Here is a 15,677-nt window from a genome sequence, read left to right as displayed (position 1 = left end):
GTGTACTTCGTCGCCTTCGATCCCACGCTCGGTGCCGAGATCAGGAAGACGCGCCCAGCGTTGATTTTGCAAAACGACATTGCGAACCGCTCAAGCCCGATCACCATCGTCGCGGCGATCACCAGCAAGTTCGATCAAGAGCTCTATCCGACTGAGGTGCTGGTCCGGACGCCAGAGGGTGGGCTCGACGCGGACTCCGTTGTTCTCCTCAACCAGATCGGCTCCGTTGATCGGCGGCGCCTCGTGCGCCGCATTGGCCGGCTCACGCCGGAAACGATGCGCCTCGTCGATCGCGCGCTGCTGCTCAGCCTTGGCTTGATCGAGCTGTAAGACGGTTCGAAAACATCTGTCTCTCCCGTTCTCTACGCCGCGGCTGGCTTGGTCCTGTCGCCCCGTCAGCGAGCGCTGCGGACGGTGATCCCGGACGAACTCCTTGAGGTCGGCGAGGAACATCACGCTCAGCGCATGGCCGCTTATGCACGGGCCCACTCCTACGTTGACGCTGGTTTCGAGAGCGAGCGCACCGGTCTTCGCATCCGGGGCCGACCGAGCCCCTGCTCGTGGTCGCGGAGCCAGCGCAGCAGGCGTTCGCGAGGAAAGCGGACGGTCCCGCCGATCTTGAGCACCGGGAACGTCGGGTCACCGGCCGCCCACCGATTGACGCTCTTCTCGCTAACCTGGAGCAGTTCGGCGATCTGTGCGGCGGTCAGGTGTTCCGCCATCGCTCTCGTCGTCGGCTTGGGCTTTCGGCGAGTGCTCGCGACGCCGCAGACCTGGGCCACAGAGTGATCAAGGCAGATTACGAACCGGACCCGGAGTCTGACCGTCCGCTCATCGCGTGCGGCCGGGGTGCCAGTGAGACTGGTCAATCCAGTTGACCGCAATAGGTCCCACGGCTAATCTCGACGCACTCTTCGGCACGGTGAATCGGCCCGACTCGCTGGAGGTCTGGCATGAAGAGAGTGGTCCTCATCACCTTCGCCCTCGGCATTCTTGTCACGCCGCTCGCGGTCGAGGCGCAGCAGGTGGGGAAGGTCTTCCTACGCTCCTGGAGGGCAGCCGGTTCGCCAAGGACCTGATCCCCTTCTTCACGGGCGTGCGCCTGGCCGCCGCCCAGCAGATCATGGTCGGCCTGATCCTCGTGGTGCTGGTGAGCTACCGGCCCGAAGGGCTCCCGTCCGAGAGGACCGAGGCCGCTTCCCAGGGAGGTGCGCCATGAGATCGTTGCGCGTTCGGACTCCCGCCGCCCTATCGCTCATCCTGCTTCTCGGTCTCGGCGGAGGCGGCACGAGCGGCGCCGCCGAGCCGTTGCGCATCACCCACGGGATCGCGAGCGGCGACGTCACCGCCACGGACGCCGTGATCTGGGCGCGCGCCAATCGCGCCGCGCGCATGGTGGTGGACGTCACGCCGGCGACGGCGCCGGTTTGGCCGCCGCAGCGCCAGGGCGTCACCCAGGTCGACGCGGCTGGCGACTTCACGGGCAAGGTCGTGCTCTCCGGACTGACCGCGGACACGCGCTACGTCTACTGGGTCCGCTTCATCGACACGCGGGATGGGACCGAGGTTGTTTCGCCGGCCGGTCAGTTCAGGACGGCTCCCGCCGACGGCGCGGCGCGCCCGCTCACGCTGGTGTGGTGGGGGGATCTCGGCGGCCAGAATTACTGCCGCGATCCCGAGCGCGGGTACGCGATCTTCACCCACATGGCGCGGCTCAATCCCGACGGGGCCATCGCCAACGGCGACTCCGTCTACGTGGACGGCGTCTGCCCACCCGTCACCACCCTGCCCGATCATCCGCGCAACGCGCTCAGCGGCGACCCGGAGGTCGCCGCCCACCAGCTCGTCCCCGCGACGGACCCGCGCTGGAAGAGAGAGGGCGAGGTGCTCGCCGCCTTCCGCGCGAAGTGGAAGTACAACCTCGAGGACGAGGCGTACCGCCGCTTCCGCGCTCACACCCCGCACTACTTCCAGTGGGACGACCACGAGGTGATCAACGACTGGTACCCCGGCGAGGACCGGGTGGGGACGATCCGCGGCACGCCCGACACTCGTCCGATCGCCGCCCTCATCGCGCCGGGCACGAAGACCCTCTTCGAGTTCACACCGATCCGGCCGGACCCCACTCACCGGATTTACCGGGGCTTCCGGTTCGGCCGGCTCGCGGAGGTCTTCCTCCTCGACGCGCGCTCGTACCGCGACGACAACATCCTGCCCGACGGAGCGGGCAAAGCGCTCGACGTCCGTCTGCGCGACGGCTCGCGCCGGCGGCTCGAGGGCAAGGCCAAGTCGATCCTGGGCGCCGAGCAGCGCGGCTGGCTGCTCCGCGGCCTCAAGGAGGCGCAGGCGCGCGGCGTCGTGTGGAAGATCGTCTCGACCGACGATTCGCTGTCCACCCCCACTGGAGGCTACCAGCTCTTCGCGCCGGAGGGCGCGATGGCGCCGCTCTTTACGGTGCGCGATGGCTGGGCGGCTGGGATGCGCCTCAACACGGACACCGACGGCAACCAGGCGAACCCGACCGGGTTCGAGTCGGAGCTCCGCGCGATCCTGGCCTTCATCAAGGCGGAGAGGATCACCAACGTGATCTGGCTCGCCACTGACGTGCACTACGCGCGCTTACTGCGCTACGAGCCGACCGGCGACCTGGCCGGCCTTGTCTTCCATGAGTTCATCGCAGGGCCGGCCAATGCGGGCTCGTTCCCGCCGCGCGCGCTCTCGACCACCCTCGCGCCCGTCGAGCTCTACGTGCGGGGGCGGCGGCTGGATCCGGCACGGCCATCGTTCGTCAACTTCGGCGTGCTGAGGATTGCCGCCGACGGCGCGCTGACCGTCGAGATCCGTGACGCCGAGGGGGCGATCCCGAGCGACGACGCGGGGCGGCCCGGGACGCTCACGCTCACGCCGGGCCGCTGAACGCCCGGATTGTGCTGAACCATGTGCTGAACGGGCCGGGGGGTTCATGGGATCAGAGGGCCGCTGGGAGAAAATTGTCCATGAGTGAGACAACGGCTCAGCACACGGAAGGGAATAAACGAAGCGGAAACACGTCTGAAAAGCTGCCGTGTTCCGCAGCCCCGCCGGGTCGGGTTAGGAAACTGCTGCTCTATCCACCTGAGCTACGGGGGCACGCGGAGATGCGCAGGGCTTCGGTGTACACCAGCCGGGACACGCCACAGGAAGACACGGTGGGAGCGCTCAGCGAGGGGCACGGAGACCGTCCGCTCCGGCAGCCAGTCGCCCAGGTCATACTCGTGCGAGACGATCCGGCTGCCGGGGCGGAGCTCGCGCAGAAGCTTGGGCCGCAACTTTAAGTTCACTTCGGGCGAGAGATATAGCGTGACCACCGTGGCCTCGCCGAGGTCGGTGGCGAACAGGTCCTGCTCCCGGAAGGTCACCCGATCGGCGACGCCGGCCTTCACCGCATTCTGCCAGGCCTCGGCCAGCAGGTCGGTGTCCAGGTCGACGCCGACCGCGCGCGCTCCGAATTGCTGAGCGGCAGTGATCACGATCCGGCCGTCGCCGCAGCCGAGGTCGTAGACCACGTCACCGGGACCGACCTCGGCCACCCGCAGCATCTCCATGACCACGGCGAGATCGCTCGGTACCCAGATCACGTCCAGCTGCGGCGTCACCACTGGGGGCGGCAGCGCGGTCAGGCTCGCGCATCCGGCCGCCATCAGCGCGATGGCGGCGCTGGCGAGCGTGGCGCTCAGTCTACGCATGGCGCGTCCCTCAGAAGAAATCAGCCGGGTCGACGCCGCGGGCGCGCAGCAGCCCGCGGAGCTTGCGCAGGGCCGCCGCCTCGATCTGGCGCACGCGCTCGCGGGTGAGGCCGAGCTGGCGCCCGATGGCCTCCAGCGTCTCGGGCTCGTCGCCCTCCAGCCCGAAGCGCCGGCGGAGCACCCGGCGCTCGTTCTCGGCCAGATCGTCCAGCACCGACACGAGGTCGGCGCGCTCGCGGAAGAGCGTGGTCAGCGCGGCGTTCGGGTCGGCGGAGGTGTCGGGGACGAGGTCCGCCACCCGCCCCTGCCCCGACAGGGGCGAGTCGAGCGACACGGGCGGCTGGCGGAGCTCCTCCAGCTCCCACACTTGCTCCTCGGTCGTCCCCAGGGCCGCGGCCAGCTCGGCCGCCGTCGGCGGGCGTCCCAGCGCCTGCGTGAGCCGCTGCTGCTCCTTGGCGTACCGTCCCAGCAGCATCTCGATGTGCACGGGCAGCCGGATCGTCCGCGCCTGGTTGGCCAGCGCGCGCGTGACGGTGTGTCGGATCCACCACGTGGCATAGGTGGAAAAGCGCACGCCGCGCTCCGGGTCGAACTTGTCGGCGGCCCGCAGCAGCCCGATGTTGCCCTCCTCGATGAGGTCGGGCAAGGGCAGTCCGCGGTTGACATAGCGCCGCGCGACCTGGACGACGAGGCGCAGGTTGGCCTCGATCAGGCGTGACTTGGCGGCGGTATCGCCGGCCTGGGCACGGCGCGCCAGCTCGACTTCCTCCTCGCGCGAGAGCAACGGGATGCGGCCGATCTCGCGCAGGTAGACGCCGAGGTTCTCGCGGCTGGTCTCCCGCGTCTCCTCCCGGACCTCCTCGTCCACCGCGTCGACGAGGACGTCGAGGGGCTCGTCGGGCAGCACGTCCTCGTCGTCACTCATCGGGCTCCTCGTGCTCCACCATCTCGCTCTCGTCGATCAAGACGACCCGCGGCGGCAGCGGCAGCAGATAGAGCGGGTTGTAGGCCAGCCCACCGTGGCGGATCTCGAAGTGGAGGTGGTGGGCGGTGGCGCGGCCACTGCGGCCGATGACGGCGATCGTCTGTCCGATGGAGACGTGCTCGCCCACCTCGACCAGGTTGTGGTCGTTGTGGGCGTAGACGGTCACGAAGCCGTGGGCGTGCTCGATCTTGACGACCCGGCCGTAGCGCCGCTCGAGGCCGCTGGCGATCACGAGGCCCGGCGCCGCCGCCAGTACCGGCGCGCCGTGGTCCGCCTTGATGTCGACGCCGCGGTGCCATCCGCTTCGCCGGCGCCCGAACGTCGAGCTGACGGCTCCGTCCACGGGCCATGCGAAGAGCGGCTGGAGGTCGCCGAAGTCGGGCACGGCCAGCACCAGGGTCACGGGCGGGCGCGGCGGGCTGCGCCGCGCCGGCAGCTTGGCGCCGGCCACGGCCGGCACGGAGGGCGGAATCGTCAGCCGCTGGCCGATCCTCAGCGTGACCTCATCCCCGGGCAGGCGATTTGCCGCCACGATGGCGGCGACGCTCACGCCGTATGTCTGGGCGATCGCGCTCAGGGTATCGCCCGGCTTCACCGCGTGAACGCGTGCGGGCGGGCCGGGCTGGCTGGGCGCCTGGGTCGCGGCGTGGGCCAGAAGCACGGCGGTGAGACCGACCACGGCGCCCCCGAGCGCGCGCCGGTGCCGGGCGGCGGGCGGCGTCACGGCTCGAACTCGGCGAAGCGGATGTCGAAGGCGCTGAACCGGCCCGTGGGCGGCAGCCACCGCACGGTGACGCGCTCGACCCCCGACAGCGGCGGTCCCTTCTCGAGATGGCGGGCCAGCTCCTCGATCAGCGGGCGGGGACCTTCGGCGTGCACGCGCACGCGCCCGTCCCTGAGGTTCATCACGTAGCCGGCCAGGCCCAGGAGCGAGGCTCGGCGCTGGGCGTGGCTGCGGTACCCGACGCCCTGCACACGGCCCTCGACGATAATCTCGGCGGCAACGCGTTGCGCGTTCATGGAGGATCGACAGAGACGGCGGCGATCGCCGACCGGCCGCTTGGTGCCGGCCGGCCGGCGATCAAGAACGTGGTCGGGGCGAGAGGATTTGAACCTCCGACTTCACGGTCCCGAACCGTGCGCGCTACCAGGCTGCGCTACGCCCCGCGCCGACGCGCCTATTGTACAGGGTCACGTCTCCCAAGCATACTTGCCCACCAGCTTCACGAACATACAATCGCCGCACGGGGTGATCCGCATCTCGCCCCCGACGTTCTCCACCAGAGTCAGCATCTGATTGCTGGTGTCCCCGACGGGAAGGACCATGCGCCCGCCCTTGGCCAGCTGCTCGAACAGGGGCGGCGGCACGCTGGGGGCGCCGGCGGCCACGAGAATCCGGTCGAACGGCGCCTCGTCCGGCCAGCCCAGCGTGCCGTTGCCGACGCGGATCCAGACGTTGTTGTAGCCGAGCGACTCCAAGAGGGCGCGCGCCCGCAGGGCGAGGCTGGGCAGCCGCTCGATCGAGCAGATGCGCCGCGCCAGCAGGGCCAGGATGGCGGTCTGGTAGCCGGAGCCCGTGCCGACCTCCAGCACCTTTTCCTGACCGTCGAGGGCCAGGAGGGACGTCATCAGGGCCACGATGTAGGGCTGGGAGATGGTCTGCTGCTCGCCGATGGGCAGCGGATGGTCGCCGTAGGCGCGGTCCCGCAGGGCCTCCTCGACGAAGAGATGGCGTGGCACCCGGCGCATCGCGTCCAGCACACGCGCGTCGGTGATCCCACGGCGGACCAGCTGCTCCTCGACCATCCGCTCACGCTCGCGCTCGAAGCCGCCGCGCTCCACGATTTCAGTCGGCCCGGCCGCGCGCCCGCTTGAGCTGCGCCGTGAGCGCTCTCGACCAGTCGGCCATCTGGCCGAGCGCCCGGTGGTGCGTGAGATCCAGGTGGACTGGCGTCACGGCCACGAAGCCCTCGTGGACCGCCGCCAGGTCGGTGCCCTCCAGCGCCTCCCAGCGCGGCTCCCCACCCCCGATCCAGTAGTAGGCGCGCCCCCGCGGGTCCCGCTGCTCCACGATCTTCTCCGTGTAGACCCGGTGGCCCTGGCGGGTGATCCGGATGCCACGCGGGGCGCCGGGGGGGACGTTGACGTTGAGCAGCGTCTTGGCGGGCAGCCCTTCGACGAGGACGCGGGCGGCGATGAGCCGCGCCACCCGGGCGGCCTCCCCAAAGTCGTCGCCGTCGGCGAGCGAGACGGCCACCGAGGGCACGCCGAGCAGGGTGCCCTCCATCGCCCCCGACACCGTCCCCGAGTAGGTGACGTCATCGGCGAGGTTCGATCCGTGATTGATGCCCGACACGACGAGGACGGGCGCCTCGGGCAGGAAACCGAGCACGCCGAGGTTGACGCAGTCGGACGGAGTGCCGTTGACGGTGAACCACCGCTCGCGGATGCGGTCGACCCGGAGCGGGCGGTGCAGCGTCAGCGCGTGGCCGCAGGCGCTCTGCTCGCGCTCGGGCGCGATGACGTAGACCTCACCCAGATCCTCGAGCGCCCTGGCCAGCGCGGCCAGGCCGGCTGCGTGGACTCCGTCGTCGTTGGTGAGGAGCAGGACGGACATTCAGGGAGAAAAATGGTCGGGGCGACTGGATTTGAACCAGCGACCCCAGGACCCCCAGTCCTGTGCGCTACCGGGCTGCGCCACGCCCCGACCACCGAGGCTAGATTGTCCCAGAAAGCCCGCGATGTCTCAAGAACCGAGCCGCGCGCGCAGCCCGGTCAGGCGGTCACGGATCCGGCGCAGGGCGTTGGCGTAGCTGACCTCGCGCAGTCCGAGCTGGAGCTGCTCGGCCTTGCGCGACTCGGCCAGCAGCCGCTTCTTGGCGCCTTCCAGGGTCAGCCGGTCGTCGTAGAGGAGCGTCTTGATGCGCATGATCATGTCGACGTCGCGCCGGCGATAGATGCGCTGGCCGGCCGGGTTCTTCTTGGGGCGGAGCAGCTTGAACTCGGATTCCCAGTACCGGAGCACGTAGGCGGGCACACCGGTCATCGCCTCCACCTCGCCGATCCGGTAGTAGAGCTTTTCCGCCGGCTCCGCCGTCACGAATGACTGTTGATTCGTTGCTTCAGTCCCTTGCTCGGCTTGAACGTCAGCACCTTGCGGGCGGTGATCTCGATGCTGCTCCCCGTCTGCGGGTTGCGCCCGCGCCGCGATGCCTTGTGCCGGATCCGGAAGTGACCGAACCCGACGATCTTCACGTCCTCGCCCTTCTCGAAGCAGCGGAAGATGATGTCGAAGACGGACTCGACCACCGAGGCCGACTGCCGTTTCGAGAGCCCGTGGGCCGCCACGGCGTTGACGAGATCGTTCTTGGTCACAGCGACGGTTCACCTCCCCCCGGAGCCACGGTCTGGCGTACCCAGTCCACATAGGCCTGGGCGCCCGAATCGATCGGGACAGCAACGATCTCGGGCACGGAGTAGGAGTGGAGCTCCTGGATTCGTCTGGCCAGGTCGGGATAGCGGTCGCGCCGCGTCTTGATCATCAGCAGCGCCTCGTCCGCCTCCTGCAGCTCGCCCTCCCAGAGGTACACCGAGCGCGCCGACGGGACGACGCTGACGCAGGCCGCGAGCCGCTCCTCGACCAGACGGCGGCCGATCCCCAGGCCTTCCTCGGCCGACGCCGCCGTGGAGAGGACGAGGCAGAGGTCCGTCATTCGCCGCCTCGGGCGATGTACGCCTTGTAGCCCTTCGCCTCCAGCTCCTTCAGCGCCGTCTGCGCGGCGCCGCGGTCGGGAAAGCTCCCGACCCGGACGCGATAGAACGCGTCGCCAGCCGTAACCTTCGCCGGGGTCGTCGCCGCGGCCGCGGCTCGGCGCACCTGCACCCTCAGGCCCTCCCCTGCCAGCTCGCGGGAGAGCGTCACCGCGTCACGCAGCGGCAGGCTCGGCTTGATCACGACGCCGCCCGCGACCGGATCCGCCGCCAGACCTTTGGCGGTGAGCTTGGTGGTCAGCTCGGCCGGCGCCATGCCGGAGACGAAGACGTTGTAGCGGTCGGCGGGCATGTTCGATGGGGCGGATGCTGGCGCCGTCCCGCTCCCGGCCTTCACCGACTCCACCACCTTGAAGTCCTGTTCGCGGAGACGATCGGCCAGGCGCTTGGCCGCGGCCTGATCTTTGAACGCACCCACCTGCACCCAGAACGGCCCCGTGGCCGCCGGCCTCTTGGCCTTCGCGGGCGCCGTCACCGCCGGCTTCGCGGCCGCGACCTGGGCCGGGGCCGGCTCGGCCCGGGCCGGAGGCGCGGGCTTCGCCGCCTCCACGGACTTGTCCGGGAGCGGCGTCGGAGCCGAGGTCGCCGGAGGCGCCTCGGGCGTCGCCGGCGGTTGCGCCGGGGCGGGCGACGACGCCGACGGCCTGGGCGGCGTGGGCGGAGCCGCGGGCTGGACCGCAATCTGCTTCGCCACCGGCGGGTTCACCATGTCGAGGAGGTACGGGACCGCCACCACCGCGATGACGCCGAGCACGACGATCACCAGGAGGGCACGGAACCAGAGCGACGAGAAGATCGACCGTGGAGGCTCGTCGTAGATGTCCCGGTTGCGCTCGCCGCCTGCCGCCATGCGCGTCATCTTAGCATAGGCGTTGGGCTTCTGGCCCCTCAGGAGCGCGAGAATCCGAGGTCGCCGATCAGGGTCTCGGCGGTCCCCTGGGTGTCGTCCGTGTCGATCATCAGGGCGATGCTCCCGGCCCGGGGCGGTCGCCGCCCGAAGAGGGCGATGTAGTCGTCACGGACGTTCCGCTGCCCCCGCCGCCATGTCCCGAGCCTGCTCGGGCCCGACTCGACCACGATGATCCGGACGTTGGAGGCCTTGGCGCTGACGAGCCGCGTGTTCACGGGCGCGGCCGTGTCCCACACGTACCCGATCACGTCGCTCTTCGTCCGGGGCGAGGGCCACCGGGGAAAGACGACGTAGACCTGCGCCGCTTGGTCATCGGTCGCCTGGTGGCGGACGTCGCCCCGGGCCGGCAGCTGCACGACCTTCCACCACCACGACAGGACGGGGAACTCGTCGAGGTCGATGACGGAGTCGTGGTAGAGCGCGAAGGAAGTCCGCTCACTCCTCAATCTGAACACGAGGCCGGGCTCGGCCTGCATCAGCATGACGGAGGCACGGCCGCTGAACTCCTTGAGCGCCCAGCCCCGCGGCACCGCCTCCACCGGCAGGTGCGGCGGCATCGAATCGGCGATGGGGATGCGCAGCCGAGCCGCGGCGCCAGCGAGTCCCGACTGCGTCGAGGCCGCCCCCGTTCCCAGCGCGACGACCGCAGGGGCGGCGGCCGGTACGGGGCTGGCCGCGTCCGCCGGCACCCCTCGCGAGGGCGCCCGACCGGCGTAAAACGAGCGCTGCCCCACGACCGCGGCCAGCGCCAGCGCCGCGGTGACGACGACGAGACCGAACGCGGCCGCTCGGCGGCCCGTCAGCGCCGCCCCCGCCGTCGGCGCGCCCGGGGACCGGCCGCCCTCCGGAAGGACAGACGGATCGGCGAGCCCGAGAATCCGAAGGCCTGGCGGAGCGCGTTGACGAGGTAGCGCTCGTAGGAGAAGTGGATCTCGTCGGGCTTGTTCACGCGCACGGCGAACGTCGGCGGTGCGGTCCCGACCTGGGCCGCCGACTGGATGGTGAGCGGCACGCCCCCCACCGTCATCGGCCGCCGCGCCAGCGCACCGAGCAGCGCCTCGGCCGCGGCGCTGGCCGGCACGCGTCGCCGCCCCTCAGCCGCCACCGTGTCGACGGCGTCGAACAGCTCGGGCAGCCCCTCGGTGCGCGTGGCCGACGTGAAACAGATGGGCGCGTAATCGAGGAAGGGCAGGCGCTCGCGGATCTGCTCGACGACTTCGGCCTTGCGCACCATGCCCGGCGGCACCAGGTCCCACTTGTTGACCGCGAGCACCGTGGCCCGCCCGGCTTCGTTCGCGTAGCCGGCGATGTGGGCGTCCTGGGCGGTGAGCCCTTCGGAGGCGTCGAGGACCACGACGGCCACCTGGCAGCGCTCGAGGCTCTTGAGGGCCATCACGACGGCGAGCTTCTCCAGGGGCTCGCTGACGCGTCCCTTGCGCCGGATGCCGGCAGTGTCGACGAGCACGTAGGGGCGGCCGCGGTAGACCAGCGCGGTGTCGACGGCGTCGCGCGTGGTCCCCGGCGCCTCGTGCACGAGCACGCGCTCGGCGCCCACCATCGCGTTGACCAGCGACGACTTGCCGACGTTCGGCCGGCCGACGATCGCGATGTGGACGGGCGCGGCGGCGTCCGTGGGCGGAGCGGCCGGCTGGGGGCAGCGCGCCCGCACCGCCTCCAGCATCTCGGCCACGCCCCGCCCGTGCTCGGCCGACACCGGAATCGGCTCGCCCAGGCCGAGCCGATAGAAGTCGCCGAGCGCCGGCTCCTGGGCCGCGTCCTCCACCTTGCTGGCCACCAGCACGACGGGCCGCCCGGCCTTCCGCAAAATGCGCGCGATCTCCTCATCGAGGGCCGTGATCCCCTCCCGCGCGTCCACGACGAGGAGCACCAGGTCCGCCTCGTCGACGGCCACCAGCACCTGCCGCCGCACGCCCTCGACCAGCGGCTCCTCGGACGACGGATCGAAGCCGCCCGTGTCGACCACCGTCGCCTGCCAGCGCTCGAACGCCACGTGGCCGTAGAGCCGATCGCGCGTGACGCCGGGGACATCGCGCACGAGCGCCCGCCGCCGGCCCACCAGGCGGTTGAAGAGTGACGACTTGCCGACGTTCGGGCGACCGACGATCGCGATGATCGGGCGAAGCAACCCCCCTCAGGACCTCCGCAGCGCCCGGAGCAGGGCCCGGGCGGAGGGCTCGACGATCCGCACCGGCACTCCGAGGTCCCGCGTCAGGTCGCCCGGCGTCAGATCGTCGAGGAAGACGCCGCCGACGTCGCGCACCGCCACCGCCGGGACCAGCACCTCCTCGCCCAGATCGGGCAGCCTGGCGAGCTGACGCTGGATGTCCTGGCCGGTCAGGAGGCCGGCGACGCCGATCGTGCGTCCGAAGAACTCATTGGGCACGACGGCCACGCGCGCCGTCACCCCGACGGGCTCGAGCCGCCCGAGCCACCGGGCCAGGCGCGCGCCGTACATCTCTCCGCTCACCAGCGTGACCATCCTCCGCCGGAGGGGCGGGCGGAACCCACGGAGCGCCCGCTCGAGATCATCCTCGAAGCGCCTCACCAGGCCGACGCCATCCTCGGCGATGGCAAACCCCTCGTACGCCGCCGCGGGCGGCAGGGCCCGGCCGGCCAGCAGATAAATCTCGTCAGCCGGGAAGACGAAGCGGCTCCCCAGGCGATCGAGGAACCGCGCCTGCCAGACGTGAACGGTGTCGACGAGGGCCCCCGCCTCGTCGGGGGCCAGGAGCCGCAGCGACGGCAGCCGCTCGCGGTGGCGAGTGAGGCCGACCGGGACGATCGCCACCGTCGCCACCTGCGGGTGCAACGGGACCAGCTCGAAGACGGTGCGCTCGAGCTGGGAACCGTCGTTGAGATCCGGGCAGAGCACGATCTGGGCGTGCATGCGGATGCCGGCCTTGCTGAGCCGCTCCAGGCGCGGCAGGATCTCGGCGCTCCCGCGGGGCCGTCCCAGCAGCCGGTGACGCAGCTCCGGATCGGTAGCGTGCACGGAGATGTAGAGCGGCGACAGGCGCTGCTCCTCGATGCGGCGGAGCGCCGCCTCGTCGAGATCCGTGAGCGTGATGTAGTTGCCGTGCAGGAACGACAGCCGGAAGTCGTCGTCCTTCACGTAGAGGCTCCGCCGCATCCCCCGGGGGTTCTGGTGGATGAAGCAGAACACGCACTTGTTCGCGCACGTCGCAATCTCGCGGGGACGGGGCGGCTCGAGCTCGACGCCGACGTCGGGCCCGCGGCGGACGAGGGCCAGCGCTCTCCGTCCATCGTGGCGGGCGACCATCAGCCGGAGACGAGGCTCGGCGGCGTAGAACTGGAAGTCGATGGCGTCGCGGAGCGCGTGGCCGTTGATGGCGAGGATCACATCGCCGGGACGGAGACCGGCGCTGGCCGCCGGCGTCCGGCGCCGGACCTCCGCCACCACGACCCCCTCGGGCGCGTCCTTATCCTCGGCGCAGCGTGCTCTCATGCTCCTCGCGCTCCGCGTCGTTCGCGTCGTTGAGGAAACGCATGCCCTGGAGCAGGTACTGGCACCCCGACACGACCGTGAAGATGGCCGCCAGCCACATGATCGTCTGCGGCGCCAGCGCGACGTGGAAGTACCGCGAGAGCAGTCCGGTCAGCACCGTGAGGATCTGAAAGAACGTCGTCGCCTTCCCGGCCCACGTCGGCCGCGGGTAGATGCGCCCACCGACCATGAGCACCATGAGGGCGCCGACGATCAGCAGCGTGTCCCGCGTGAGCACCACCGCGGTGATCCAGAAGGGCAGCGCCTTGAGGTACGTGAGCGTCACGAACGAGGCGGTGAGCAGCAGCTTGTCGGCCATGGGGTCCAGAAAGGCGCCGAGCCGGCTCGACATGCCCCGGCGGCGGGCGACCCAGCCGTCGAGAAGATCCGTCAGGGACGCCCCCACGAAGACGGCGAGCGCCCAGGCCGGCTTGCGGTACACGAGGAGCGTCACGAAGACCGGGACCAGCAGGATGCGGAGCACGGTCAGCCAATTGGCGAGTCCCATACGAAGCTCCAAGTGTACCCGCTACACGCGGTACGAGGCCAGGGCGTCCCGGACCGACGGCGGCAGCTCGACCTCCAGCCGCACATGGTCGGCGGCGTCGGCCCGCGCGAGCACGCGGCCGCGGGCATAGCACAGCGCCAGCGCCGTGCCCTCCCCGTGCGGGATCTGGAGGGTCACCGCGCCCCCCGGCCGCCGGACGGCCGCGTCGATGGCGCCCCGCAGGTGGTCGAATCCCTCGCCGGTGACTGCCGAGACCGGCACGCCCCCGCGGGCCTCGACGAGCCGGTCGATGGCGCGAGGTTCGTGGACACGGTCGACCTTGTTCAGCACGAGCAGCGTCGGGCGATCGTCGATCTCGAGCTCGCGCAGCAGGCCCTGCACCGCCGCCATGTGCTCCTCCAGCGCCGGGTGACTGGCGTCCACCACGTGCAGGAGGACGTCGGCGTCCGCCAGCTCCTCCAGGGTGGCGCGGAAGGCCGCGATCAGCTCGTGCGGCAGCTTGCGGATGAATCCCACGGTGTCGGTGAGGATGAAGGGCTGGCGGCTGTCGCCGCTGACGAGCCGCGCGGCCGGATCGAGCGTCACGAAGAGCTGGTCGGCCGCGACCAGGCGCGAGCCCGTGAGCCGGTTGAGCAGCGTCGTCTTGCCGGCGTTGGTGTAGCCGACCAGCGCCACCACCGGCAGGCCGGCGCGGCGCCGCCCCTCCCGCTGCACGCGCCGATGCACGCGCACGCGCTCCAGCTCGCGGCGAATCTGTATGATGCGTCGGCGGATGACGCGCCGGTCGGATTCCAGCTGGGTCTCGCCCGGCCCCCGGGTGCCGATCCCTCCGCCCAGGCGCTCCAGGTGGGTCCACTGGCCGACCAGCCGGGGGAGCAGATAGGTGAGCTGGGCCAGCTCCACCTGAAGCTTGCCCTCGCTGGTGCGCGCGCGCTGGGCGAAGATGTCGAGGATCAGCGCCGTCCGGTCGATCACCTTGATGCCCAGGGCCTGAGAGACGTTGCGCTCCTGGCCGGGCGAGAGCGCATCGTCGCAGATCAGGAGGTCGGCGCCAGTCTGGCGCGCGATCTCGCCGATGGCGGCGACTTTGCCCCGCCCGAAGTAGAGCGCGGGCGTGGGGGCCTGGCGCTCCTGCACCACGCGGTGCACGACGGTGGCGCCGGCCGCGGCGGCCAGCCCCCCCAGCTCGTCGAGCGACTCCTCGACCGCCCAGCGGCCCTGCGACGGCAGCTTGACCGCCGCGATCACCGCCCGCTCGCGCGCGGCGCGCGTGAGTACGACGCCGTTGCCGCGTCCGTTCTTCACCCGATCAGACCTCCCTCCCGGAGCCGGCGCTCCAGCATGCCCGCGGCGCCCTCCGGACCTCCGGCGAGCGCGAGGTCGAGCCACTGGATGTCCGGCTCGCGCGTGAACCACGTCCACTGCCGCTTGGCGTAGCGCATGGTGTCGCGCTGCATGAGCCTCAGCGCCTCCGCCTCCGCGAGCGTCCCCTGCGCGACCCGCGCGAACTCCCGGTACCCGATCCCCTGCATCGACGGCAGCGAGGGGTCGTAGCCGCGCGCAAGGAGTCCCCTGACCTCGTCGGCGAGCCCGCCGGCGACCATCGCCGCCGCCCGCTCGCCGAGCCGCCGTCGCAGCGCTCCCCGCTCCATCGTCAGCCCGACCCAGACCACGTCGTACTCCTCCGCGCGCCGGCGCCACTCTACCTGCTCGGTGGCCACCGCGTTCCCCGTCCGGATGCGCTCGAGGGCCCGCATCACCCGCACGTAGTCGTTCGGATGCAGGCGGAGCGCCAGCGCGGGCGCCTCCCGGACCAGGCGCGCGTGGAGCGCCTGGCGGCCTTGCCGGGCGGCCAGGGCGGTCAGCTCGCGGCGGAGCTCCGGGTCGGCCGGCGGCGCGGGATCAAGCCCGCGCAGCAGCGCCCGGATGTAGAGGCCGGTTCCCCCGACGACCGCGGGCAGGCGCCCCCGCCCCCGGATCGCCGCGATGAGACGGCGCGCGTCGCTGCGGAAGCGCGCCGCGTGGTACCGATCGTCGGGGTCCACGATGTCGACCAGATGGTGCGCGACCGCGCGCCGCTCGGCGGCGCTGGGCTTGCCCGTCGCCAGATCCATGCCGCGGTAGACCTGACGCGAGTCGGCGCTGATCACCTCGAGGTCCACCCGGCCGGCGAGCGCGACCGCGGTGGCCGTCTTGCCGACCCCCGTCGGCCCCGCGATGACGAGAAGGGGAATCTTCATCCGCTCCGCTTC

19 protein-coding genes and 2 tRNA genes are annotated in these 15,677 nt (G+C 71.2%); 2 read left to right on the top strand and 19 right to left on the bottom strand.

All coding sequences use genetic code 11. The features are described from left to right. On the top strand, nucleotides 1–330 hold a 330-nt coding region (locus tag VGV13_15875), incomplete at its 5' end, for a type II toxin-antitoxin system PemK/MazF family toxin (GenBank protein HEV8642569.1). Between the two features lie 161 nt (nucleotides 331–491). Here the strand turns inward: VGV13_15875 and VGV13_15870 are convergent. Beyond that, nucleotides 492–722, bottom strand: a complete 231-nt coding sequence (locus tag VGV13_15870; GenBank protein ID HEV8642568.1) for a helix-turn-helix domain-containing protein — start codon at nucleotides 720–722, stop codon at nucleotides 492–494. A 493-nt stretch (nucleotides 723–1,215) separates the two neighbouring features. Between VGV13_15870 and VGV13_15865 the strand changes: the two genes are divergently transcribed. Beyond that, nucleotides 1,216–2,916, top strand: a complete 1,701-nt coding sequence (locus VGV13_15865) for an alkaline phosphatase D family protein (protein HEV8642567.1) — start codon at nucleotides 1,216–1,218, stop codon at nucleotides 2,914–2,916. Between the two features lie 203 nt (nucleotides 2,917–3,119). Here the strand turns inward: VGV13_15865 and VGV13_15860 are convergent, their stop codons facing one another. The 18 genes from VGV13_15860 to miaA form a co-directional block, all read right to left on the bottom strand. After that, nucleotides 3,120–3,680, bottom strand: a complete 561-nt coding sequence (locus VGV13_15860) for a methyltransferase domain-containing protein (GenBank protein HEV8642566.1) — start codon at nucleotides 3,678–3,680, stop codon at nucleotides 3,120–3,122. A 55-nt stretch (nucleotides 3,681–3,735) separates the two neighbouring features. Then, on the bottom strand, nucleotides 3,736–4,650 hold the full coding sequence (locus VGV13_15855; GenBank protein HEV8642565.1) for a sigma-70 family RNA polymerase sigma factor: 915 nt from the start codon (nucleotides 4,648–4,650) through the stop codon (nucleotides 3,736–3,738). Then, nucleotides 4,643–5,434, bottom strand: coding sequence for a LysM peptidoglycan-binding domain-containing M23 family metallopeptidase (locus VGV13_15850; protein ID HEV8642564.1), 792 nt, complete (start codon nucleotides 5,432–5,434; stop codon nucleotides 4,643–4,645). The genes VGV13_15855 and VGV13_15850 overlap by 8 nt, the downstream gene beginning before the upstream one ends. Continuing rightward, nucleotides 5,431–5,730, bottom strand: a complete 300-nt coding sequence (locus VGV13_15845) for an acylphosphatase (protein HEV8642563.1) — start codon at nucleotides 5,728–5,730, stop codon at nucleotides 5,431–5,433. The genes VGV13_15850 and VGV13_15845 overlap by 4 nt, the downstream gene beginning before the upstream one ends. A 70-nt stretch (nucleotides 5,731–5,800) precedes the next feature. Continuing rightward, nucleotides 5,801–5,877, bottom strand: a tRNA-Pro gene (locus tag VGV13_15840). A gap of 24 nt (nucleotides 5,878–5,901) precedes the next feature. Further along, nucleotides 5,902–6,555: a protein-L-isoaspartate(D-aspartate) O-methyltransferase gene (locus VGV13_15835; protein HEV8642562.1), complete on the bottom strand. Its 654-nt coding sequence runs from the start codon at nucleotides 6,553–6,555 to the stop codon at nucleotides 5,902–5,904. 1 nt (nucleotide 6,556) lies between these two features. After that, nucleotides 6,557–7,327: a 5'/3'-nucleotidase SurE gene (surE, locus tag VGV13_15830; protein ID HEV8642561.1), complete on the bottom strand. Its 771-nt coding sequence runs from the start codon at nucleotides 7,325–7,327 to the stop codon at nucleotides 6,557–6,559. Between the two features lie 13 nt (nucleotides 7,328–7,340). Further along, nucleotides 7,341–7,417, bottom strand: a tRNA-Pro gene (locus VGV13_15825). 39 nt (nucleotides 7,418–7,456) lie between these two features. Continuing rightward, on the bottom strand, nucleotides 7,457–7,810 hold the full coding sequence (locus tag VGV13_15820; protein ID HEV8642560.1) for a MerR family transcriptional regulator: 354 nt from the start codon (nucleotides 7,808–7,810) through the stop codon (nucleotides 7,457–7,459). Further along, complete coding sequence (locus VGV13_15815) at nucleotides 7,807–8,085, bottom strand: integration host factor subunit alpha (GenBank protein ID HEV8642559.1); 279 nt, start codon at nucleotides 8,083–8,085, stop codon at nucleotides 7,807–7,809. The genes VGV13_15820 and VGV13_15815 overlap by 4 nt, the downstream gene beginning before the upstream one ends. Further along, the gene (gene cutA, locus VGV13_15810) at nucleotides 8,082–8,423 is read right to left on the bottom strand and encodes a divalent-cation tolerance protein CutA (protein ID HEV8642558.1); all 342 of its coding nucleotides are present in this window, start codon (nucleotides 8,421–8,423) and stop codon (nucleotides 8,082–8,084) included. Before cutA ends, VGV13_15815 begins: the two co-directional genes overlap by 4 nt. Then, a complete protein-coding gene (locus VGV13_15805) occupies nucleotides 8,420–9,331 on the bottom strand; it encodes an SPOR domain-containing protein (protein ID HEV8642557.1) in 912 nt (303 codons plus the stop codon). Before VGV13_15805 ends, cutA begins: the two co-directional genes overlap by 4 nt. A 38-nt stretch (nucleotides 9,332–9,369) precedes the next feature. Next, nucleotides 9,370–10,080 carry a DUF3047 domain-containing protein gene (locus VGV13_15800; GenBank protein ID HEV8642556.1) on the bottom strand — a complete coding sequence of 237 codons (711 nt, stop codon included), beginning with the start codon at nucleotides 10,078–10,080 and terminating at the stop codon, nucleotides 9,370–9,372. A gap of 110 nt (nucleotides 10,081–10,190) precedes the next feature. Continuing rightward, nucleotides 10,191–11,537 carry a ribosome biogenesis GTPase Der gene (der, locus tag VGV13_15795; protein HEV8642555.1) on the bottom strand — a complete coding sequence of 449 codons (1,347 nt, stop codon included), beginning with the start codon at nucleotides 11,535–11,537 and terminating at the stop codon, nucleotides 10,191–10,193. 6 nt (nucleotides 11,538–11,543) lie between these two features. Then, entirely contained in the window at nucleotides 11,544–12,878 is a 1,335-nt protein-coding gene (locus tag VGV13_15790) for a DUF512 domain-containing protein (GenBank protein ID HEV8642554.1), read from the bottom strand. Then, nucleotides 12,853–13,425: a CDP-diacylglycerol--glycerol-3-phosphate 3-phosphatidyltransferase gene (gene pgsA, locus VGV13_15785; GenBank protein HEV8642553.1), complete on the bottom strand. Its 573-nt coding sequence runs from the start codon at nucleotides 13,423–13,425 to the stop codon at nucleotides 12,853–12,855. The genes VGV13_15790 and pgsA overlap by 26 nt, the downstream gene beginning before the upstream one ends. Nucleotides 13,426–13,446: 21 nt before the next feature. After that, a complete protein-coding gene (gene hflX, locus VGV13_15780; GenBank protein HEV8642552.1) occupies nucleotides 13,447–14,730 on the bottom strand; it encodes a GTPase HflX in 1,284 nt (427 codons plus the stop codon). Beyond that, entirely contained in the window at nucleotides 14,727–15,665 is a 939-nt protein-coding gene (gene miaA, locus VGV13_15775) for a tRNA (adenosine(37)-N6)-dimethylallyltransferase MiaA (GenBank protein ID HEV8642551.1), read from the bottom strand. Before miaA ends, hflX begins: the two co-directional genes overlap by 4 nt. Nucleotides 15,666–15,677 lie beyond the last annotated feature (12 nt).

Source organism: Candidatus Methylomirabilota bacterium, assembly GCA_036001065.1.
GTDB lineage: Bacteria > Methylomirabilota > Methylomirabilia > Rokubacteriales > CSP1-6 > MNEF01.
The sequence above is the reverse complement of the archived record's forward strand: the minus strand, read 5'-3'. Positions and strand labels throughout refer to the sequence as shown.